The organism is Sphingomonas aurantiaca (genome assembly GCF_003050705.1).
In the GTDB taxonomy this organism is placed as follows: domain Bacteria; phylum Pseudomonadota; class Alphaproteobacteria; order Sphingomonadales; family Sphingomonadaceae; genus Sphingomonas; species Sphingomonas aurantiaca.
On record NZ_QAOG01000002.1, the window covers coordinates 464664 to 486120 of the forward strand.

Genomic DNA, 21457 nt, shown 5'->3' on the forward strand with positions numbered 1-21457 from the left:
GGCCACCACGCGTCCAGTCCAGGCTCCGATTACCCGGATTCGAAGCATGCACGGTCGCCTGTGCGGGTGCCGTGCACGCCCGGCCAATCATTCAGCTGCCTTGGGCCACTCATGCGGATCCTCTTCCCCGCCGATCCCGCCTTGCAGCTGCCGCAGCTGGTCCTCGAGGTAGCGTTCGTCCAGCTGATGTTCGCGCAGTCGCATCGTCCCGCAGCACCCCGATCGGTCCTGGAGACCATTTTCTTTGACCCTCAGGAACGGATGGTCGACCGCCTCGAGAATATCGTCGCTGGCCATGTCCTGTGTGAGCGGGGTCGGGGAGACTACCACCTCGCGCGCGGTAAACTGGTTGCGGATTGCGTTGCGGTAGGCGACCGGTTTCCCATCCGCGGCGGCGATCGCGAGCATCTTGTTGACGACATCGGCGAAGGTCGCGTTCGTCGCCGGCGCCGCCTGGATCGCCCGGAGAAGGAGGCGGAATACATATTGGGCGCAGTTCACCAGCGTGAGCGCTTCATCCTCGCCAGCAACGCCAAGATTGCGCTCCAGTAGAAAGATGTCCGCGAGTATGTCGTAAACGCCGCCGGTAAATACCTGACTCAGATCGTGGACCTCGCTCGTCACCTGGCTCAGTTTCTTGTCATTGTCGGCGTTGCGCAGCCCATTATCGCGCCCGAGCGCCAGCCCGAACTGCTCGGCCACGTCCGAGAGGAAATTCTTGTTGTGCAAATTGCCCTTGGTCTGGACGATGAGCGCCTCGGCCTGGTCGAGCTGCGAAAGCGACAGGAACACCGCGACGAGATCGCCGAACGCTTCGTGCAGCGCGCCGGTCTGCGGATTGGCGCTCGCACTGAGCCAGCCCGGCTTCAGCGAATCGAGTACGGCGTGGCCGCATTCGTGCGCGACGATGTCGAGCGAGCGACAGGTGTAGATCACCGGTGCGGGCGCAGGCGCGCCCGGCTTGTTGAAGTAGAAGAATTTCAGCGCCTTTTCGCCGCGGCTGTAGAACGCGTTCATCGTCACGCCGGCGTGCGGGAACACCGTGATCGGATCGGTGTTGGAACCACTATTCCATTGCCATTTGATCGCCGCGCCGACTGCGCGCTGGCACATCGCCAGCGTGAGATGGACGACAGAGAAGGTATGGACCGCGTCGAAGGTCGCCGTGTCGGGCGTCTGGATAAAATCGTTCATGCTGTTCGGAGCGACCGGCGGCACACCCGAAAGATGGATCCGGTTGTTGCTCGGGCCGGTCCCGAACAGGCCGCGCAGCAGGATCCGGCGCAACCCGATCTCGGCGACGCTCGGATCCTGCTTGTAGATCAAGACGCGCGATGCAAACGAGATCGGCAGCGGCGGGATCGGGATCGTGATCACCGGGCCGGCGGCGGCTTGATCGTCGGTCGAGCGGACCAGCTCGAGCGCGGGTCGGCTGGGCGGACGCGCGGCGCCGCGATTGACGGAGGCGGCATTGAATTCGCGCGTCGGCGTGGGCACGAACGCTGCGGGCAGAACAGTGTTGTCGATGATTTCGGTCATGGCTGCAGGCTCCCTAAAGCGGTTGGAAGGCGTTCAGACACACTCCGACTGCACGGCCCCTCAGACCGGATCAGCATAAGCGGAGCAGGCGACATCAGCTTTCACGCAAAGAAGGACGCGACTCGACACTTACTTGTGAGATCGTAAAATACCATGAGGGATGTTCATTTGGAACGGAAAGTAACAGTAAAGATCCAATTCGGCGGCAATAGACCATTTAATATATAGTATATCGATTAGATGAATAATATAGTAATTGGGTGGATAAACGGTGACCGACGAGGCGTGGCTTATGCTGCGGTTGATAAAACCATTCTGAATAGCGTTTGTCCCGAGTAATCCGGTCTCTGCCTGGGCTAAGGGGCTTTTTCTTCTCTCGCGCGGCAGGCCCGCGGGGGAGGGCGCGCACCCTGCCGGTGCGCAGAGCTTTAACGCGATGGTCACGCCAAGCGTAGTTTGACGGACGAACCATTTTCGCCGGTCTCAGGGGTGCAAGTTGCTCCCCAACCGGCCCGACATACGCGCTGCCAGCAACTCCTAATCCGACATCGTCACGTGTGCCGACACCATGCATTCCGGCAAGCGACGCGGGGACTATGAAAGCGAGCGAGATCTTCCGCGCTTGTGCGATCCGGACATTGAGCGGCAACAATCCAGTGCGGTCGCCTACCTGCCGATTGGACGTATACCGATGATCAGCCTGGGCGATGCGCCGGCTTGTGTTTAGTCATCGTAAAAGATGCGACGGATACGCTGACTGTAATGCGACCCCACGGCGGCCAGAACCACCGCGATAAACGTGCCGCCCCAGATGACACCGAGGGCGACACATATCCAAAAGAGCACGACCCAAGAGCTAGAAGGGAAGCACCTTCACCCGCGACCCAACCGTGCAAAAGATGGCCGTTGCAGCGAGCGACCCACCAAGCCATCCCAAAGCGATAATCATCAGAGACATGCCATCATCCTCTCAACCGTCGACTGTTGTCGATCGTTCTGGAACGATAGCGGCCGTGCGATTCATTACAATAAAAAGACACAGTCGTTTGCAAAAAATCGGCGCTTCAAGCGACGCGGCGGGCTGTCGTTGAACCGCTCGCGTCTGTCTCGGCAGCAGTGGTCGAGGCGAAAGGGCCAGTTGCGTAAAGTCGGCCCAGCGATACAGTTTGGTGCGGCAGTCAAGACTCGACCAATTTGGCGCCGATGGGGGATGGCAGGATGAAACGGGGCATAACGACGATCGCGTTGCTGACATCGGTGGCCGCGAACGCGCAAAGCGTGGCAGACGATGCGCGGGCGTTTGGCGCGCGTCCTGCTATCGAAGACATCAGCCTCTCGCCCGACGGGAAGCGGATCGCATTCGTCGCGCCGGGTAGCGGTCTATCCTCTACCTTGTACACGGTCGCGATCGGCGACGGGGCGGATCCGAAGGGCGCGCTTGCCGTAAGTGGCGCACCGGACCGTCTGTCCTGGTGTCGGTTCGTGTCTGGCTCGCGACTCGTTTGCACGATCTGGGGCTCGTTCAACGCGCCGGGGTACACCCGGCCGATGAGCTATTCCCGAATCGTCGCGACGGACGAAGCCGGCGGGAACCAGAAGATGTTGACCGGCCGGCAGGTCAACCAACGTACCGCGACCTTCTATGGCGGTGCGGTGCGCGACTGGCTGCCGGGCGAGGACGGGCAGGTGCTGATGGACCGCGAGTATAGTCGCACGGACACGATCGACACCAACATCGGCACGACCCGCTCGGGCACCGGGGTTGATCGGGTCGACACCCGTACGGGGCAGCATCGCACCGTCGAGGCGCCCCGACCCAATGCCGTCGACTATATCTCGGACGGGCGCGGGACGATCCGCATTGCCGGCTACCAGTTGGTAGCCGGTACCGGGCAGGTCGATGGACGGATCAGCTATCGCTATCGCAAGGCCGGGTCGAACGACTGGCTGGAGATGGGCGTCTACGACAGCATCAAGGAGGAGGGGTTCAATCCGTACGGAATCGATCCGGTCGCCAACATCGTCTATGGCCTACGGAAGAAGGACGGGCGGCAGGCGCTGTTCACCCGCGCGCTGGACGGCAGCGACACCGAGGTTCTGGTTCTTGCGCGCCCTGATGTCGACATCGATGGATTGATCCGCATTGGCCGAGACCGGCATATCGTTGGCGCAACCTACGTCACCGACAAGCGAACCGCGGTCTATTTCGACCCTGCAGTAAAAGCCGATCTTGCGTCGCTGCACCGGGCGCTGCCTGCGCTGCCGATCATCGATATTGTCGATGCCAGCAGCGACGGGAAGCAACTTCTGGTTCACGCCGCCGCGGATACCGATCCCGGCCGCTACTATCTCTTCGACAAGGCTACGAAGACGCTGAAGGTCTTGATGCAGGATCGTCCTCAGCTTGACGGACGCAAACTCGCCAGCGTCCAGGCCATCACATACCCCGCGCAGGACGGCACGATGATTCCGGCGTATCTGACGATGCCGACGACCGGGGCGACACAGGGGCTTCGCGCGATTGTCATGCCGCATGGCGGCCCTAGCGCGCGGGACGAATGGGGTTTCGACTGGCTCGCGCAATTCTATGCAGCGCGTGGCTATGCGGTCATCCAACCCAATTACCGCGGCTCGTCGGGATATGGCGACGCCTACCTGATGAAGAATGGATTTCGCGCCTGGCGTACGGCGGTTGGCGACACGAGCGACGCCGGGCGTTGGCTCGTGAAGCAGGGCATCGCCGACCCTGGCAAGCTGGCGATCGTTGGCTGGTCCTATGGGGGGTACGCCGCGTTGGAGGCAGGCGTGCTCGATCCGCAATTGTTCAAAGCCATCGTCGCGATCGCACCGGTTACCGACCCGGCGAGCCTGGCCGACCAGTTACGCGACTATGCGAATTACCGCGTGAACAAAGACTATATCGGCACGCTCGAAGCGGGTGCGTCCCCTGCAAAAAATGCTGGGCAGATCGCTGCGCCGGTGCTTCTGTTCCATGGAACGCTGGACAGTAACGTCGCGTACAGCCAGTCGAAACTGATGAACGACAGGCTGAAATCTGCGGGGAAATCCGCCGAACTGATCACGTTCGATGGGCTGGATCACCAAATCTACGACTCTGCCGCACGTGCGCAGATACTGGAGCGATCCGATGCTTTCCTGCGCGCAGCGACTGGAGGGTAGGATGGCCGCTCCTGCCCGGTTCGCTGGTCGGTAGTCGGCTCGTGGCGCGTCTGTGCGCCGGTGTGAAGTGGCCTATCAGCGCCCGCGATATGAGACTTTACGAAGGCCGAAATGCCGACGTCGCCGGGACATCACCGGACCAAGGAATTTCGACTATGCTAGGAAATGGCGGAAAGCCTTGGTGCACCCGACTGGATTCGAACCAGTGGCCTCTGCCTTCGGAGGGCAGCGCTCTATCCAGCTGAGCTACGGGTGCCGGTGAGATGCGCCTAGCAAAGGCCGGGGCGGGGCGCTAGCCGTTTTGATGCGGGGGCGTCACTTCGTCTGTGGGATGCCTGGGACGGCTTTCCCCTTTGGCGGGGGCGTCTTGGGTTTGAAGGCGCAGAGGTCGCTGACGATGCACCGCCAGCATTCGGGCGTCCGCGCCTTGCAGACATAGCGGCCATGCAGGATCAGCCAGTGATGCGCGTGGAGGCGGAAGGGTTGCGGCGTCGCCTTGTCGAGTTTCAGTTCGACCGCGAGCGGGGTCTTGCCGCGCGCGAGGCCGGTGCGGTTGCCGACGCGGAAGATGTGCGTGTCGACCGCGAAGGTCTCCGCGCCGAACGCGACGTTCAGGACGACGTTGGCGGTCTTGCGCCCGACGCCGGGCAGGCGTTCGAGCGCGTCGCGATCGTTCGGGACTTCGCCGCCATAGTCGTCGATCAGCATCTGCGAGAGCGCGATGACGTTCTTCGCCTTGGTGTTGAACAGGCCGATCGTCTTGATGTGGCGCTTGAGTTCGTCGAGGCCGAGCGCGACCATCTTGGCGGGCGTATCAACCTCGCGGAACAGCGCGCGCGTGGCCTTGTTGACGCCGATGTCGGTCGCCTGCGCGGACAAGGCGACCGCCACGACGAGCGTGTACGGATTGACGAATTCGAGCTCGGTCTCCGGGTGCGGATCGGCCTCGGCCAGACGCGCGTAGAACGCGATGACGTCCGCCTTTTTCACAGGCCGAGCACGTCGCCCATCCGGTAGCGCCCGGCGGGTTGGCCGGCGAGCCAGATCGCCGCGCGGACCGCCCCGCGCGCGAAGATCGAGCGATCGTCGCCGCGGTGGTTGAGTTCGATCCGCTCGCCTTCGCCGGCGAAGATCACGCTGTGATCGCCGATCACCGACCCGCCGCGCAGCGATGCGAAGCCGATCGTGCCCTCGGACCGTGCGCCGTGCAGGCCCGCGCGGCTGTCGACGCGCAGCTCGGCGAGCGACGACCCTCGGCCCTTGGCGGCGGCGTCGCCGAGCAGGAGCGCGGTGCCGGACGGCGCGTCGACCTTGTGCCGGTGGTGCATCTCGACGATCTCGACGTCCCAGTCCGAGCCGAGCCGCGCCGCGGCCTCGCGGACGAGGATGCCGAGCAAGGTGACGCCGAGCGAGGTGTTGCCGGTCTGGAGGATGGCGATGTCGGCGGCGGCGGCGTCGATCATCGACTGATGCTGCGGCGACAGGCCGGTCGTGCCGATCACGATAGCGGTACCAGCGGCGCGCGCGGCGGCAAGATGCGCCTCGATTGCGGAGGCCGTCGAGAAATCGACGAGAACGTCGGCGCTGCGGGCGAGCGGGGTCGGATCGTCGCCGGCATCGACGCCGCCGGCGAGCGAGGCGCCCGCGGCCTCGATCGCGTCGACGATCGCGCGGCCCATGCGTCCGGCGCTGCCGTAGATGCCGATCGAGGTCGTTCCGCTGGGGGGCGGGGCGAGTTGGGGCGCGTGCGTCTGCATGCCCGCGCTTTGCACCAAGTGGCGGTTTGGGGACAGGGGGCAGCGGCAGCCCGAGGCAATTTCTCCGCGAATGATGGCAGGGCCAGCGGCCCGATCTGCGGGCCGGACTGGCGTCAGCGACGCGCGATCAGGTCTCGGACGAGGTCCAGGTCGGCGGGTTTGTCAACATCGACCGCCGCCAGACCGAACGGGGTCGAGACCGCCGCCGCGTTCAACCCGGCGAGGCGCCCCAGATGCGCGATCGCGGCCACCAGCGTCAGGCGGCCCGACATGTAGCGGAGCAGCGTACCGAGCCCGAGCCGGCGGACGATCCGCCACGGGCGCTTGCGATCCGCCTCGACCTGCGCCCACAGATCGAGCGCTGCGACGGCGCGCGGCGTGGCGAAGTGGAACAGGTTGCACCCCGACCAGGCGCCGTCGGCGAAGCGGAGATAGGTGCGGCGCGTGCCGGGAGCCGCAGATTCGATCACGTCCTGGCGTGCGAGCAGCGCGGCGACGTCGGCGTCCGCGGGCGCGTCGGCGAGAAAGCGCGTGATCCATTCGGGCTGGAGCAGCGCATGATCCGCCGTCGTGACCACCAGCGGCGTGCCGAGTGCCTCGATACCGTCGCGCACGCTGCGGCTGGGGCCCGACGCGGCGGTCAGGACGGTGAGGCCGAGCGCGCTCGCCGCCGCGCGGACGGTGTCTTCGGACACCGAGACCGCAATGTGCGTCGCGCCTGCATCGCGCAGTGCCTGCGCGACACGGGCGAGCAGGGTCTGGCCGTCGAGCAGGATCAGCGCCTTGTGCGCGACGCCGGCATAGGCCGCGACCGGATCGACGCCGCCGCGCGAGCCGGCGAGGATCAGCGCGTTGATGGGCTTGGTCATGGCGTCGTGGTGCCTGTATGCGACCGCGCGCGCCAGACGCGCCAGAACACGCCGGGCGCCGCGAGGATGGGATGCTTCTCACGCCACGGTGTCAGCGGCACGGCGACGCCGGTGTGCCGTTCGACCTTCCATAGGCCGTAGCGTGCGGCGCCCTCGAAGGTGAAGGCGGCGCGCACGAGGCGGGCGATGTTGATCGGTTTGCCCGCGCGACGTCGGCGCGCCCAGGCCTGCTGCAGCGCGGCGCGCCTGGCTGGTGGCAGATCGGGTCGCAGCACGCCGGCCTCGTCGCGAAACGCGATGCCGTCGGCGGTCCAGGCGAGCGGCAGGAGTTCGTCGTAGCGTGCCGGATCAAACCCGAGGATCTGCCCCTCGCGCCCCTTGCGTTCGACGCGGAGTTCGGCGGCGTAGGTCTGGCGGAACAGCGCGCGCCAATAGGTGTCAGCGGTACCGCTCGCGGGGCCAAGCGCCGCGGCGAACCGAGCGGCGGACCGTGCCGCATCGCCGATCGCTGCCGCCACCTGGCTCGCGATGGCGGGCTCGCGGACCCAAACGAGTGCGGAGGGCTGCACGAACCGGGTCCAGATCGTCGTGTCGAGCGTCCGCGCGGCTGCGGCCTTGGCGAAGGTCGCCAGCCGCATTGTCGCGATCTTCGCGCGCACCGTCTCGCCGTGGTGCGCGAATTCGCGGTAGCTGACGGTCGGCCACATGCCCCGCTCGGGTGGGCCTGCAGTCAGGACGTAGAAATCGAGCACGCCCTCGATGAGGCCCGTGCGTAGGTTCGAGCCATAGAACAGCACCGCCAGCGTGTCGGCCGACCCCGCCGCCAGCACCGAGGCGACGTCTCGGACTGCGGCGATGGTGGGAACGTGCAACTGGCGGCGGACAACGTCGCCAAGCGTGATCACGGGACGACGAAGCTGAGCGCGCGCGCTTCGCGGACGATCAGGTCCCCGCCGGCATAGACTTCGCCGTCGAGGATGAAGCCCGAGTCGATCGACAGGTCGAAGCTTGGCGAATCGATCCGGTGATAGCCGGCGCGATCGAGCCATGCGGCGGGCGAGCCAGCCACGATCAACGGCGTCGCGGCGGCAAGCCAGCGCGGTGGCGCATCGACCAGCAGCGTCTTCAGCCCGCCCCGCGGCACGCCGAAGGGACGGATCCCGATCGGCATGCGCTTCAGCGTCGAGGCAAGGAGGATGTAGCGGGCGCGATCGGTTTCGGCATTCTTGCCGGCGGCATGCACGCCCTCGTCGCCGCGGGACTGGAAGCGGATCCGCATGCGGTTGCCCGCGCGCCACGCGCTGTTCGCGCCGCCGAACAGCGTCTGCAGGATCGCCCAGCACAAAGCGAGCCCGACCGCGACGCCGTTGAAGGCGCCTGCGCGGTGCGTGCGCTGGGCGAGCGCGGTGGCGTCGACGAACGCGCCTGCCCCGAACAGGAAGCCACAGAGCTTCGCGCCGCTGTCCTTGCGGATCACCTCGACCGGGCTGCGCAACTTGACCCGGCCGTGGCGGGCCGCGGTCAGCGCTTGGTCGAGCGTCCAGCTGTCGGGGATGCCGAGATCGAGCGCGAGCGCGTTGGTCTTGCCCGAGGGGACGATCGCCACGCGGGGGGCCGCCCCCGTCCAGACGCGCGCGGCGGCGGTCATCACGTCGCGGATCGTGCCGTCGCCGCCGTCGATCACTAGCAGTTCGATGCCGTGCCGCGCAAAGTCGGTGAGCACCTCGGCCAGCTCGTCCTGCGTCCGCGGGGTGACGGCGAGCACCGTGCCCGACAGGAACGGCTTGGTCGCCTCGACGCTGCTGCGGTTGCGGTGGCTCTTGGGGTTGCAGATGATTCCGGTGCGGATCTTCGCGGCGGCCTCGCGCGGGTTCACGCTGGCCCGTTCGGTTGCCGCCGAATCGAACATGCCCTCGGGCAACCACGCGGGTGCCGCGGGAGGGGAAAGCGATTGCCTGCCAAAGGCATCAAAGTTCGAAACAGCATCAGCCACGTTATAGAGATACCCGTCACGGTAAAGAACCGCTACAATTTTGTGTCAATAAGATTTCCGTTCCGCGACTGCCGCGGTCCGGGCGAACATTACCCGCGATACCGCATCTTCATCCGTATCACCGTGCCGGACGCGGGCAGGGCGGTGCGGACCGCGTCGAACGACGGCAGCCCGACCGAGGTCGGTGCGTCGTTCGAGAAGCCGAAGCCCTCCTTCGGTACGAACAGCGTTCGGTTGAACTTATGGTCGCCATTCTCGTCGTGATATTGCGCGACTGCATAGTGTCCCGGCTTCATCCAGAAGCAGGCGCGTGGCTTCGCCGCCGAGACGCGGGCGCGCCCGACCTTGGCGCCCTTTGCCAAAAACCGGGACTTGTCATCGGGATAGATCGCGAAGGCGACCTCGCCCTGGCTGTTGCGCAGAGTCGTCGCTTCCAGGATCAGCTTTGCATTGCCGTTCCCCGGCGTGCCCTCGCACGTCTCGGCGGCGCGGGCATGAGTCGGCGCGAGTGCCGCCACGGCGCCGAGCGCGATAAGGAATCCGTAGTTCATCGGCAGACCATGACCCGAAAATAGTGGCGATAGAGCGGCGCGCAGATGACATTTGCGACGTGAACGAGGCGTTTATCGCAGCCCTCGGGGTCGCGGTGTCGCGGCCGGGTCAGGTCTCGCGGGGTACGCGTGTCATGCGCGCGGCGGCGAACCCCAGCAGGATCGCGACCGCCACCGACCCGACCGCGACCGCCACCGCGACGCCGGTCGAATCATAGGTGGGCATCAGCATGAACGCGGTGACGAACAGCAGCACGACGCCGACCGCGCGGATCGCGAAGACCGTGCCGGCCCGGTGGAGCGCGGTCATCACCGTATCAAGGCTGACGGTGGCGAGGTCGAAACAGCCGGCCGCGGCCAGCCACAGCAAGACCGGATACGCGCCGCCGAACGATTTGCCGCCGACCAGCTTCAGGATCGGCTCGCCGACCAAAGCGACGATCGCGAGGATCACCAGTGCGGCGGCGGTGCTAGCCAGCATCGTCCGCATCAGGATACGCCGCAGCCGCGATGGCTCGGCGGTGCGGACCGCGCGGACGATCTCGGGGAAGGCGGCGCGCGAGAGCATCTGCGACAATTTGGCGAGCGCTTGCGCCAGCTGCGTCGCGAGCCGGAACGCGCCCGCCGCGGCGGGGCCGATCGACGCGCCGACCAGCAGCAACGGGATCTGCTTGCTCGACAGCCCGAGCGTCGCGCTGGCGTTGGTACTGAGCGAGAAACGGACGATGCCCGGATTCTCGTCGCGCAGCTGCCGCCACGCGCCGCGGCCGCGTGCAAGCAGGCCGAGGTCGCCGCTGCGTGCGACCATGATCCAATAGGTCGCCGCGGTCACGATCTCGGCGATCGCCCAGGCGAGCATGAAGCCGCGGATGGTGGGCGCAAAGAGCATCGCTGCGCCCGCGCCGACGAACCGCATGATCGGCGTCATGCTGTCGGCCAGCGCGGACAGCGAGAATTTGTCGCGCAGGCGCAGGATGCCGAGCGGGGTCGAGCGGATCGTGACGAGCTGGACCACGGTGAACATCAGCGTGTCGCGCATCAGGTCGGGCGGGATGCCGAAGCGGTCGCTCCATACCCACAGGATGACGACGCTGAGTGCTGCCCCGACCAGCGCGCTGCACAGGTCGAGCACGGCCGAAAGCCGGAGCAACCGCGCGAGCCGGGGCGTGTCGCCGTGCTGGATCGGCTCGACGCCATATTGGACGATGATCTGCCAGGTCTGGAAGCCCACGAAGGTCGCCAGCGCCTGCGCCGCGCCGCTGATCAGCGCGAACCGGCCGAAATCGACCACGCCCAGCGTGCGTGTCGCGAAGCCAAGATAGAACAGCGACAGGACCGCCAGCACGCTGCGACTGGCGAGCAGCCAGCCGAGGTTGCGCGCCGCCGCCCGGAAAATCCCGGTCGTGCCCGCGCGTGCCGGTGCATCCGCCGGAGCCGGAGAAGGAGCGGGGTCCTGAACCATCTGCGACCGGCCCCTAGAGCGCGATCGCGGAGGCGGCAAGGTTGCGCAGGGCGGGCGGGGTGCGCGGAGGTGACAAATGCGCAGGCGGCTCCTAGACCGCGCGCGATCGGGCGGCAGCGCCGCCGTCATGCGAGGGATCGTTCGTCATCTGCGGAATTGCCGGCCTTTACGCGCGGGGTGGCGGTGCCGTTTCGCCCCGCCTCGTCACCGCACCCCTGATCACCGCGCAGTGCGACGCGATCCTGCACCGCGGCCCCGACGATCAGGGCGTGATGACCGACGGCGATTTTGGCTTCGGGATGCGCCGGCTGAGCATCATCGACATCGAGGGAGGGCACCAGCCGTTCCACTCGCCCGACGGTCGCTATGCGCTGGTCTTCAACGGCGAGATCTACAATTTCCGCGCTCTGCGACAGGAGCTGCAGGCGCTCGGCCGCATCTTCGAGAGTGCGGGCGATACCGAGGTCATCCTCGCCGGCTACGAACGCTGGGGTGACGATGTCTGGACAAGGCTTGACGGCATGTTCGCGGTCGCGGTGTGGGACATGCACGCGCGTCGGCTGACGCTCGCGCGCGATCCCGTCGGCATTAAGCCACTCTATTATACCGATCAGGCCGCCGGGTTTGCATTCGGCTCCGAGCTGAAGACGCTGACGTTGCTGCCGGGAATGGCGTTCGACGTCGACGCCCGCGCGCTCCACGATTATTTCAGCTTCGGCCATGTCCGCACGCCGCGCTCAATCTACGCGCAGGTCCGCACGCTGCCGCCGGGCCATGTGATGACCGTCGAGGCGAGCGGCACGCCGACGATGCGCGCCTATTGGACGCCCGCCTATCACCCCGCCGAGCCGCGGTCCGAGGCGCAGTGGATCGAGCAATTCCGCGATCAATGGCTCGACACGATCGGCAAGCAGATGGTCGCGGACGTCGATGTCGGCGCGTTCCTGTCGGGCGGCGTGGATTCTTCTGCGGTGGTCGCGGCGATGGCGCAGGTCTCGGATCGGCCGGTGCGCACGTTCACGATCGGCTTCCCCGACCCGCGCTTCGACGAATCGCCGCATGCCGAGGCAATCGCGCGGCATCTCGGCTGCAACCACGTCACGCGCACGCTCGAACTGGCGGATGCGCAGGCGATGCTGCCCGAGGTCCAGCATTGCTATGACGAGCCGTTCGCCGATCCGTCCGCGGTGCCGACCTGGTATGTCAGCCAGATCGCTGCGCAGGAGGTGAAGGTCGCGCTGTCGGGTGATGGCGGCGACGAGCTGTTCTTCGGCTATAAGCGTCACGCGACCGAACGCCGTATCGGGGCGTTGCCCGCGCCTTTGCGCAAGCTTGCGCGCGCGCTGGATGCGGTGCCGACCTTGCCGTCGCGGCATGCGAATGCGGTGTTGCAACGCTGGCGGAAGACCACCGGCAGCGCCGCGCTCCCGAACGGCGTCGCGCGGTTCTTTGCCAAGACGCAGATCACCAACGAAGCCTTTCGCCGCGAGATCTTCTCAGCCGAGTTCATCGCCGAGGAGGAGGGCGGGATCGCCGCGCTGGTCGCCGAATATTTCCCCGATCCCGCCGCGATCTCGCCCGACACGCTCGAGCAGTTCGGGCTGGCGGATCTCGCGCTCAACCTGCCCGGCGCGATGCTGACCAAGGTCGACCGCGCCAGCATGGCGCATTCGCTCGAGGTGCGCGTGCCGATGCTGGGGCAGGGGATGGTCGACCTTGCGCTGTCGATGCCCGCCGACATGAAGCTGCACGGCAAGATCGGCAAATACGTGATCCGGCAGGCGATCGCACCCTGGCTGCCCGAAGGCATCCTCGATCGCCGCAAGCAGGGCTTCCAGATGCCGCTCGCGGCGTGGTTCGCAGGCGATTTCGGCGCCTATGCCGAACAGCTCTGGCGCGATAGCGGCGTGCGCGAGCAGGGGATGTGGCGCGCGGGCGCGGTCGACAAGGTGTTCGCGGATCACCGCGCGGGGAAGCGCGACTACAGCCGATTCCTGTACGCACTGGCGATCTACTGCCTGTGGTGGATCGGCCGACCTATCCCTCTTTCCGTTCGTGCTGCGTAGAGACCGAGTAGCTCCGTAAGGAGCATATCGAGAGCCCGTATCGAAGCATGGGGTCCGCGCGCCAACCTGTCCTTCGATACGCCGTCTCGATACGCCGCCTTCGGCGACTACTCGACAGTTACTCAGGACGAACGGACGGGGGTTAGCTCAAGCCAGCCAACTCACCAGCGTCTCGCCCTTGGCTTTCCGCAGCATCGCCTGCACCAGCCGCACCATATGCACCACCAGCGAGATCGCGGTCCACACGGCGACCCCGATGATCCCCCAGTCGGGTCGCATCACCAGCAACCCCGCGAACAGGATCACCATGTTCGGGTTGCGCCGCGCGGTGATCAGCCGGAACCAGCTGTCGAACCGCTCCCAGACATGGATGTGCATCCCGAACCGGACGATGAAAGCCCCCTCGATTAGCCGCTGCGCGACATAGCCGAACAGCATCGTCCCGATCACCGCCCAGAACACGCCGTCCTCGAGCGGCCGCCCATAAGGCGCGCATCCCGCCGCCCACGCCCACCACCAGAACGGCGGATGGACCAGGTCGACGCCGTGATCCCATGCGTTGCCGAGCTTCGACGACGTGATCGTGCACCGCGCGAGCTTTCCGTCGACGGTGTCGAGCACCATGAAGAAGAGCCCCGTCGCAAGCCCCGTCCAGAACCAGCCATACCAGAACGCCACCGTCGCCACGATGCACAGCACCGATCCGAGCGCGGTCACCTGGTTCGGCGTGATCCCGGCGCGCGCGCAGACGCGCGTGATCGCCAGCGCCCATTCGGGCCAGAGATATTTGGTCAGCAGGTCGGTGACGCCTTTATACGCACCGACATAGCTCGCGCGCTCGATCGCGGGCACCGCGGCGGGGGTGAGCAGTTCGGCGAACGGCCGCTCGCGCTTGCGCAGCGCCTCGTTGAGGATGCCCTCCTCGGCCTCGGCGGCGATCACCGTGAGGCCGCTCACCAGCGGCGCCTCGCCGAGCATCGCCGCGGTCATCCGCGCGCGCTCGTCGGCGTTGCGGACATGCGCGAGAACGGGGACGCCGGTCCGCGTGACGACCGTACCGGGGCGGGTCTTCAGATGCGCGATCCACACCGGATCGAACGCATAAGCGAGGTTGGCGAGGATGACGGGGCCCGTGTCGCCCGCATCGTCGGTTGCCAACCCCTGCGAGACGCCGATCCGACGGATCCGCTCGGCATTGGTCATGCCCCAGAGCAGCGTGTCGTTCGCCCGGACGGTGCAGAGCGCTGGCGTGGGGGCTGTAGAATCTACCATGCGGCACCCGTTAGCCGATCTGGTCGTGAAAGCGAGAGGGGAGGGGTAGAACGGGGTTTCCCCAGGGCACCACCCCGGCGAATGCCGGGGTCCAGTTGGGGAACGTTGCTAACGATGGACGACGCGCCGTTACTCAGGACGTTCCAACTGGGCCCCGGCCTTCGCCGGGGTGGCTGCGTTTTAGCGCGATGGAATGGCTTCCAGCACGTGAACGATTTCCCCCGCAGCCTTCGTCGCGCCGCCCTTGACCGCGCCGAGCGACTCATCGGCGAACGCCGCCTGAACCGCCGCATACTCCGTGTGCAGCAACGCAGCGCGATCGAGCGCTCCCACGACCTCCGCAACGTCGCCGACCACCTCGCCGCACGCCCACATCGCGTAGTTCGGATCCCCCTCCCACGCGACGCGCGCCGCGTTGAGAAACACGCACGGCCGCGGCCGCATCAGGAACTCGATCACCTGGCTGGACGTGTCGCCGAGATAGACGTCCGCGACGCCGGTATAACTCCCGTCGACCATCGCGAAGCCGTCAATGTCGCAGTGCACGTGCGGCAAGCCGCCGATCTCGCGCATCAGGTCCGCTACCTCGGGGGCCTTCTCGACCAGGCGCTGATGCGGCGCGAAGATCAGATTGTAGCGCCCGTCCGCGACGATCCGCCGCACGACCTCCGCCCCCCAGCGCCACCAGGACGAGCGATGCTGTTGCCAGTGCGGCGCATACAGCACCACCGGGCGCGTATCCGCGAACGGCGGCGCGGCGTGCGTGCGGTGCGTGAAATCTGCCTTCACATAGCCGGTCGCGACGAACCGGTCGGGCGCGAACCCGCGATCGAGATAGGTCTGACGCTCCCGCTGGCTCGGCACCAGCGTCAACGCTGCCGCGCGCCGGCGCGGGTCGTCGCGTGCACTCATCGACCCGACGCCGTGCGAGGTCTTCACGAACTTCGCACGCATCGGAAACAGCCTGGGAAGCCAGAGGCTCGTCTGCTCGGCGCACACCACGACGCGTGCGCTGCGGAGATAGGGGAGCAGCCGCACCAGCATCGGGATCTTGGCCGGCAGCACGGGATTGCGCCCCGTGCCGTCGTCGGCGACGCGGCGGAACCCCGGCGCGCGGCGGATACGCACGGCGGGGAAGGGGGCCGTCCACCGGGTCAGGAGCGTCTCGTGGACCGAGGTGCTTACCCACAGGTCGATCGGCACGGTCGACGTCGCGGCGAGCGCCTCGACGATCGGATAGAGATGCGGGATCAGCAGCGTCTCGCCGAGAAACAGGAACGCGACCTTGCCTCTGGGAGGGGCGCTGGTCATGGCCGGTGATCGCGTTCCCACAGCGCGATATCCTCGGGCCGGTCGATCTCCTGCCAGTGCGCGCCGGTCGCGATCCGCACCGCCGTCACGCCGGGCCCCTGCGCGACGCGTGCGACGACGGCGTGGTGATAGGCGTGGATGCCGTTCTCCTCGCCGATGACTGCGCGCAACGCCTCGGCATAGGCGCCGCCGCCGTGCGAGACGATCAGTCCGAGCGAGCGATCGGTCGCCTCATGCCCGACGAGATGCTTGCCGACCGCGATCACGCGGGTCCCGTCGGCCTCCACCAGCATGTCGTCGAGCCCGGCGTCGACCAGCGGCTCGACGAGCAGCGCGACGCCCCCCGTGTCGCCGCCAAGCGCGGTGCGCAGGATCGTCGGGTCGAACACGGTGTCCCCGTTCATCAGCGCGAACGGCGCGTCGAGATAGGCGCGCGCCGCCCAGACGCTGCCGATGCTGTTCGCGCTCGACCAGAACGGGTTGAAGACGAGCTCCGTCGGCAAGCCCCCGTCATGCGCGCGCAGGTGCGCGTCGATCTGGTCGATCCGGTAGCCGCCGATGATCACCGCGCCATCGAAGCCCGCGGCGGCGACCGCGTCGAGCTGGTGATCGAGGATCGCGCGCCCGCCGACCTCGACCAGGCATTTGGGCGTGGTCAGCGTCAGGGGCAGCAACCGCGATCCGTGGCCCGCGGCAAGGATGATGGCCTTCATGGGGTACGCCTCTACGCGGCAAGTGTGGCAGGAAAATGCAGTTGCGCGCCGTTCTCCCGCCTCCGGGGGGAGAGGGTTATCGCTGAACGCTCTCGCTGTCCGCCCGCGACCAGCCGCCGCCCATCGCCTGGTATAGCGTCACATAGGCGGTCAGCCGGTCCGCGCGCGCCTGCACCAGCGACAGCTCCGCGGTCAGCAACCCGCGTTGCGCATCGAGCTGATCGATATACGCCGAATAGCCCGCGCGGTAGCGGTTCGACGCGTTGCGCAACGCCCCCGCCAGCGCATCGCGCTGCCCGGCGAGCGCGACCGCCTGCTCGCCCGAGCGCTGCACGCCCGCCAGGCTGTCGTCGACTTCGCGGAACGCCTGCAACGCGATGCGGCGATAGGCGAAGGCGGCCTGGTCGCGGCGGGCGGTGGCGGCGTCGGCCTGCGCGCCGAGCCTGCCGCCGTCGAAGATCGGGCTGAGCACGCTCGCGCCGATCGAGAATACCGCGATGGGGTTCGCCAGCGCACTCGACAGGACGACCCCCGCCGAGCCGGTCAGCGCGAGGTTGGGCAACATCGCCGCGCGTGCGCTGTCGAGCGAGCGGTCTGTCGCGACCAGAGTCTGCTCGGCCTGATAGAGATCGGGGCGGCGGCGGAGCAGGTCGGCGGGCAAGCCGTCGGGGATCGCGGGCGCGGCGAGCTGGTCGAGCGTGCGGCCGCGCGGGATCGGGCCGGGATTGTCACCGAGCAACAGGCTGAGCGCGTTTTCCTGACGGCTGATCGCGAGCTGTGCGGCGGGGACGAGCTGCTCGGTGGCGTGATATTCGGCCTCGGACTGGCGGAGTTCGAGGTTCGAGGTGTAGCCGGTCTCGGCGCGGCGGCGGGCGATGCGCAGGCCCTCCGCGCGCGCCGCCAGCGTCTGCCGCGCGACCGCGAGGCGCAGGTCGAGCGCGCGCAGCGTGATGTAGCCGGTCGCGACGCTGCTCGCGATCCCGAGCCGCACCGTGTCCTGCGCCGCCTGGCTGGCGAGCAACTGTGCCTGCGCCGCGCGGCTCGCCTGGCGGAGGCGGCCGAACAGGTCGAGGTCGTAGCTGATGCTGACCGAGGGCTGCGCGCCGATCGCGTCAGAGGGCAGGCCGAACGGGCTGACCGTCTGGCCGGTGGTGCTCGGCGCCGATCCGCTGACGAGCGGGGTCTGCTGCGCGCGGGCGAGGCGCGCGGTGGCACGCGCCTCGTCGATCCGCGCGGCCGCCGCACCGAGATCGGGGCTGTTCGCCAGCGCGCGCGCGACGAGCGCGGTCAGCGCGGGATCGCCGAACCCGCTCCACCAATCCGCCCGGATCGGCGCGCCGGGGCCGAGCGCGGTGCGCCATGCGGGGGGCGGGGCAACCGCGGTGGTCGCTGGAGCTTCCGGGCGGGGGCCGATACAGGCGGTCGCGAGGAGGGCTAGGGGGAGGATCCCGATATCCCGCACCAACCGCCACCCCGGCGAAGGCCGGGGTCCAGGTGGAAAGGTGGTCGTAACGGTGGACCGCGCTTCGTTACAGCCGTTCCCCAACTGGGCCCCGGCCTTCGCCGGGGTGGTGGACTCGGTTGAGGTGGTGGCCTGGATCGAGGTGGCGGCCTGGATCGAGTCGGTTTGTCCTGGGGCGGTGGCATTTGCCGTGTGTCCCCGCGAAGGCGGGGACACAGTCTGGGCTTCCGCCTTCGCGGGAGAACAGGACGCGGGCGGGACGTCTGAGTGTGGCGGCATCACCGGACGCCCGGCCCGCCGGCGGTATCCACGCGCGCCTGCACCGACATGCCCGGCCGCAACCGCGCGCTCAGCCGTTGTCCCGCATCGACGCGGATCCGCACTGCGATCCGCTGCGGGACCTTGGTGAAGTTGCCCGTCGCATTGTCCGCCTTCAGCACCGCGAACTCGGACCCGGCGGCAGGCGAGATCCGCTCGACATGCCCGGTCAGCCGCTCGTTCGCGAGCCCGTCGACGGTGAACGACGCCGGCTGGCCGACCGCCATCCGCGCGGTCTGCGCTTCCTTGAAGTTCGCGATCACCCAGGTTTCGGGCGGCACGAGGAACATCAGCTGCGACCCCGCGGTCACATATTGGCCGAGGCGGACGCCGACCTCACTCAGCCGCCCCGTCTCGGGCGCACGGATGACGGTGTTGGCGAGGTCGATCCGCGCGAGGCTGCGCGCCGCCTCGGCCCCCGAGACACCCGCTTTCTGCCCACCACGTCCGACCTCGACCGTGCGGATGTCCTGCCGGGCGATCTCGCGTGCGGCCTTGGCCTGCTGGACCTGCGCTTGTGCCTGACGGAGCGCCGCCAGCGTCTGGTCGCGTTCGCGCAAGGACACCGAGCCGTCCGTCACCAGATCATTGACTCGCGCCATGTCCGCCTGCGCGCGCATCAGCTGCGCCGCGGCGTTCGCGACCGCGGCGTCCTGTGCCGCGAACGTCGCCTCTCGGCTGGCGGCGGTTTGGCGGCTGTTCGCGAGCGTCGCGGCCTGCGCATCGACCTGCGCCTGCGCCTGGTCGACTCGCTGGCGGTAGATGCGGTCGTCGATCTTCACGAGCGGATCGCCCTGCTTCACATCGGCAAAATCGCGCACGAGCACCTGCGTGACATAGCCGCTGACCTGCGGGCTGATCACCGTCGTCCGGCCGCGAACATAGGCGTTGTCGGTCGATTGATAGCTGGTCGCGAACGGCGGCAGCCGCCACGCCGCGAGCACCGCGCAGACGCCTGCCACCGCCAGCAGGGCGATGATGATGATGACGTTGCGGCTCGGCGGCTGCGGTCGCCAGCCCGACCCGACCGGGGTGGCCGGGGATGCCGGGGCCGGGGATGGGGCAGGCGATGGTGCCGCCGTCTCTGCCATCTTCTCTTCGGTCGCCGGTCCTTCGGCCACCGGGCTGCGCGCGTCGGTCATGTCGTCCCCTCCAGCCGCGCGCGCCGTTCGCGTCGCGCGCGTCTCGCCAGCAGGAACAGCAGATAGCCGAACGTCCCCCCCGCGAGAACGGCGATCAACCGGAAGACGTCGTCATACGCAAGCACGTTTGCTTCGCGCGTGGTGGTTTGCGACAGGATCGCCGCCCCCTCGGCACTCCGCAGCGTCGGATCGACGATCACCCGGCTGACCGCGGCACCGCCCGCGGCGATGCGCTGCGCGACGATCGGGTCGGTCGGCGAGATCTGCTGGACCAGCGCGACGCTGTTCGCCTTCTCGCGAATCACCTGATAGCTGCCGAGCAACGCGGTGCCGCCGAGTCCGCCCAGCGAATTGATGATCCCGAACAGCGCGATGAAGCTGATGATATGGCCGGCGCCTTCCTTCAGCGCGCGGGTCATGCCGAACAGCAGCGCCGGGCCCAGGAAGAACGTCGCGGAAAAACCGATGATCGCCTGCGTCACATACATCTGCGGCGCGCGCGTCAGGCTGGTCGCGTAGGAATCGAACCAGGCCGCCACTGCGACCAGCCCGATCGCGAGCATGATCGGGTGGCCGAGTCGCTCGACGTCGAGCGTCACCGCGCTTGCGATCACGCCTGCCACCGAGGCGACGAAGATGATCAGGAAGAACGGCACGAGCTGGTCGTTGTTCTGCCCCAGCACGGTCAGCAACCCGACCGAGGCATAGGTCTGCTCCGAGAGCACGATCCGCGCCATGACGATGACGATCGTGAATCGGACGATGTCGGCGCTGCCGAGCCAGCGCGTGTTGAGCAGCGGGTTGGCGCGGTGATGCTCGACGACGAGCGCGGCGGCGAACATCGGGATCGCCGCGATCAGTGCCCAGCCGATCCACGGCGCATTGGTCCACCACACGATCCGCCCGAGCCCGAGCACGGCGGCGAACAAAGCGGTCGAGCCCGCGAACAGCACGAAGGTGAGAAAGTCGAGCGGCTCGAACGCCTTGCTCCGCGTCGTCGGCGGCAGGCGTAGCGCGGCCACGGCGGCGAGCGACAGCAGCGCAAGGCCGAGTTCGAAGAGGTACAGCGTCCGCCACTGCGACATTGCCAGCAGGTCCGGCGAGAACAGGCGCGCGAGCGGAGTCGCGCATTGCGGGATGCCGATGCCGAGCACGACGCCTTTGAGCCGCCATTTCGCGGGCAGCGACTGCATCACGTAATAGAGGCACAGGCTGCTGAGCGCCGCCCCTGCCATCCCGCTGATCGCGCGCACCGCGATCGCGGTCGCAAAGCCGTGGACGAACAGGTGCGCGAGCGTGATCAGCACGTAGAGAATCAGGAAGATCATCGCGAACGGCCTGAGCCCGAACTGCGCGCGGAACTTGATCATCAGCAGGTTGATGCTGACGTTGGTCATCACATAGACCGTCGGCAGCCACGCAATCTCGGCGGGATCGAGCCCGAGTGCGCCCTGCAGCGTGTAGGTGTTGGCGCTGATCAAAGCGTTGCCGAAGCCGACCGTCAGCCCGAGCAGGATGCCGATCAGCGCGTAGGCGATCTGGCGGTGGCGCGGGTGGAGTGGCGAGCCGGGGGAGCCGGGCAGGGCGGGACGTTCGTGTTCGGCGAACTGCCAGTCCTCCTCGCTTAGGAAGTCTCTGATTCTCCGCGCTATCATCGGGCGTCGTTTTGGCACGATCGGGGGCGGGCGTCATCCAGGAACGCTAGTGATGGTGGGCGACCGGGAACACGAGACGCGCACCTCCCTGGCGAAGGCCGGGGCCCAGTTGGGGGACGGAAGTAACGGTGGACAGCGCTCCATCATGGCGACGTTTCCAACCGGGC

The 21457-nt window shown here is 67.4% G+C and carries 16 protein-coding genes and 1 tRNA gene; 2 read left to right on the forward strand and 15 right to left on the reverse strand.

Going from position 1 to position 21457, the window contains the following annotated elements:
* Window positions 1-87: 87 nt before the first annotated feature.
* On the reverse strand, window positions 88-1539 hold the full coding sequence (locus tag C8J26_RS07580; protein ID WP_107957376.1) for a gluzincin family metallopeptidase: 1452 nt from the start codon (window positions 1537-1539) through the stop codon (window positions 88-90).
* 1218 nt (window positions 1540-2757) lie between these two features.
* Here C8J26_RS07580 and C8J26_RS07585 point away from each other — a divergent pair.
* A complete protein-coding gene (locus tag C8J26_RS07585) occupies window positions 2758-4719 on the forward strand; it encodes an alpha/beta hydrolase family protein (protein WP_056417654.1) in 1962 nt (653 codons plus the stop codon).
* Window positions 4720-4898: 179 nt separating this feature from the next.
* On the opposite strand, the gene C8J26_RS07590 is transcribed toward C8J26_RS07585, so the two are convergent.
* From C8J26_RS07590 to C8J26_RS07625, 8 genes are all read right to left on the reverse strand, one after another.
* A tRNA-Arg gene (locus C8J26_RS07590) sits at window positions 4899-4975 on the reverse strand.
* Between the two features lie 59 nt (window positions 4976-5034).
* The gene (nth, locus tag C8J26_RS07595) at window positions 5035-5709 is read right to left on the reverse strand and encodes an endonuclease III (protein ID WP_107957377.1); all 675 of its coding nucleotides are present in this window, start codon (window positions 5707-5709) and stop codon (window positions 5035-5037) included.
* Window positions 5706-6476, reverse strand: a complete 771-nt coding sequence (gene dapB / locus C8J26_RS07600; protein ID WP_107957378.1) for a 4-hydroxy-tetrahydrodipicolinate reductase — start codon at window positions 6474-6476, stop codon at window positions 5706-5708. The genes nth and dapB overlap by 4 nt, the downstream gene beginning before the upstream one ends.
* A gap of 113 nt (window positions 6477-6589) precedes the next feature.
* On the reverse strand, window positions 6590-7345 hold the full coding sequence (locus C8J26_RS07605; protein ID WP_056417724.1) for a nucleotidyltransferase family protein: 756 nt from the start codon (window positions 7343-7345) through the stop codon (window positions 6590-6592).
* Window positions 7342-8250 carry a hypothetical protein gene (locus C8J26_RS07610; protein WP_107957379.1) on the reverse strand — a complete coding sequence of 303 codons (909 nt, stop codon included), beginning with the start codon at window positions 8248-8250 and terminating at the stop codon, window positions 7342-7344. Before C8J26_RS07610 ends, C8J26_RS07605 begins: the two co-directional genes overlap by 4 nt.
* Window positions 8247-9254 (reverse strand): diacylglycerol/lipid kinase family protein, encoded by a 1008-nt coding sequence (locus C8J26_RS07615; RefSeq protein ID WP_107957380.1) that lies wholly within the window; start codon window positions 9252-9254, stop codon window positions 8247-8249. The genes C8J26_RS07610 and C8J26_RS07615 overlap by 4 nt, the downstream gene beginning before the upstream one ends.
* 173 nt (window positions 9255-9427) lie before the next feature.
* Window positions 9428-9889, reverse strand: a complete 462-nt coding sequence (locus C8J26_RS07620) for a DUF2141 domain-containing protein (RefSeq protein ID WP_107957381.1) — start codon at window positions 9887-9889, stop codon at window positions 9428-9430.
* 109 nt (window positions 9890-9998) lie between these two features.
* Window positions 9999-11351, reverse strand: coding sequence for a lipopolysaccharide biosynthesis protein (locus C8J26_RS07625; RefSeq protein WP_107957382.1), 1353 nt, complete (start codon window positions 11349-11351; stop codon window positions 9999-10001).
* A 155-nt stretch (window positions 11352-11506) separates the two neighbouring features.
* On the opposite strand from C8J26_RS07625, the gene asnB reads away from it, so the two are divergent.
* The gene (gene asnB / locus C8J26_RS07630) at window positions 11507-13417 is read left to right on the forward strand and encodes an asparagine synthase (glutamine-hydrolyzing) (RefSeq protein ID WP_107957383.1); all 1911 of its coding nucleotides are present in this window, start codon (window positions 11507-11509) and stop codon (window positions 13415-13417) included.
* 147 nt (window positions 13418-13564) lie between these two features.
* Here the strand turns inward: asnB and C8J26_RS07635 are convergent, their stop codons facing one another.
* The 6 genes from C8J26_RS07635 to C8J26_RS07660 all read right to left on the reverse strand — a co-directional run bounded on the left by C8J26_RS07635 (window position 13565) and on the right by C8J26_RS07660 (window position 21290).
* Window positions 13565-14689 (reverse strand): CDP-alcohol phosphatidyltransferase family protein, encoded by a 1125-nt coding sequence (locus tag C8J26_RS07635; protein WP_107957384.1) that lies wholly within the window; start codon window positions 14687-14689, stop codon window positions 13565-13567.
* A gap of 180 nt (window positions 14690-14869) precedes the next feature.
* Complete coding sequence (locus C8J26_RS07640; RefSeq protein WP_107957385.1) at window positions 14870-16000, reverse strand: hypothetical protein; 1131 nt, start codon at window positions 15998-16000, stop codon at window positions 14870-14872.
* Window positions 15997-16713: a phosphocholine cytidylyltransferase family protein gene (locus C8J26_RS07645; protein WP_107957386.1), complete on the reverse strand. Its 717-nt coding sequence runs from the start codon at window positions 16711-16713 to the stop codon at window positions 15997-15999. The genes C8J26_RS07640 and C8J26_RS07645 overlap by 4 nt, the downstream gene beginning before the upstream one ends.
* A gap of 76 nt (window positions 16714-16789) precedes the next feature.
* The gene (locus C8J26_RS07650; RefSeq protein ID WP_107957387.1) at window positions 16790-18178 is read right to left on the reverse strand and encodes an efflux transporter outer membrane subunit; all 1389 of its coding nucleotides are present in this window, start codon (window positions 18176-18178) and stop codon (window positions 16790-16792) included.
* A 275-nt stretch (window positions 18179-18453) separates the two neighbouring features.
* Window positions 18454-19635 (reverse strand): HlyD family secretion protein, encoded by a 1182-nt coding sequence (locus C8J26_RS07655; RefSeq protein WP_107957388.1) that lies wholly within the window; start codon window positions 19633-19635, stop codon window positions 18454-18456.
* Window positions 19632-21290, reverse strand: a complete 1659-nt coding sequence (locus C8J26_RS07660) for an MFS transporter (RefSeq protein ID WP_107957389.1) — start codon at window positions 21288-21290, stop codon at window positions 19632-19634. Before C8J26_RS07660 ends, C8J26_RS07655 begins: the two co-directional genes overlap by 4 nt.
* Window positions 21291-21457 lie beyond the last annotated feature (167 nt).

Bases quoted from the DNA above. Each gene is read 5' to 3' on its own strand.
- C8J26_RS07660 (WP_107957389.1), bottom strand. From the start codon at position 21,290: ATGATAGCGCGGAGAATCAGAGACTTCCTAAGCGAGGAGGACTGGCAG.
- dapB (WP_107957378.1), bottom strand. From the start codon at position 6,476: ATGCAGACGCACGCGCCCCAACTCGCCCCGCCCCCCAGCGGAACGACC.
- C8J26_RS07615 (WP_107957380.1), bottom strand. From the start codon at position 9,254: ATGTTCGATTCGGCGGCAACCGAACGGGCCAGCGTGAACCCGCGCGAG.
- C8J26_RS07580 (WP_107957376.1), bottom strand. From the start codon at position 1,539: ATGACCGAAATCATCGACAACACTGTTCTGCCCGCAGCGTTCGTGCCC.
- C8J26_RS07620 (WP_107957381.1), bottom strand. From the start codon at position 9,889: ATGAACTACGGATTCCTTATCGCGCTCGGCGCCGTGGCGGCACTCGCG.
- C8J26_RS07585 (WP_056417654.1), top strand. From the start codon at position 2,758: ATGAAACGGGGCATAACGACGATCGCGTTGCTGACATCGGTGGCCGCG.
- C8J26_RS07655 (WP_107957388.1), bottom strand. From the start codon at position 19,635: ATGACCGACGCGCGCAGCCCGGTGGCCGAAGGACCGGCGACCGAAGAG.
- C8J26_RS07645 (WP_107957386.1), bottom strand. From the start codon at position 16,713: ATGAAGGCCATCATCCTTGCCGCGGGCCACGGATCGCGGTTGCTGCCC.
- C8J26_RS07605 (WP_056417724.1), bottom strand. From the start codon at position 7,345: ATGACCAAGCCCATCAACGCGCTGATCCTCGCCGGCTCGCGCGGCGGC.
- C8J26_RS07635 (WP_107957384.1), bottom strand. From the start codon at position 14,689: ATGGTAGATTCTACAGCCCCCACGCCAGCGCTCTGCACCGTCCGGGCG.
- C8J26_RS07640 (WP_107957385.1), bottom strand. From the start codon at position 16,000: ATGACCAGCGCCCCTCCCAGAGGCAAGGTCGCGTTCCTGTTTCTCGGC.
- C8J26_RS07625 (WP_107957382.1), bottom strand. From the start codon at position 11,351: ATGGTTCAGGACCCCGCTCCTTCTCCGGCTCCGGCGGATGCACCGGCA.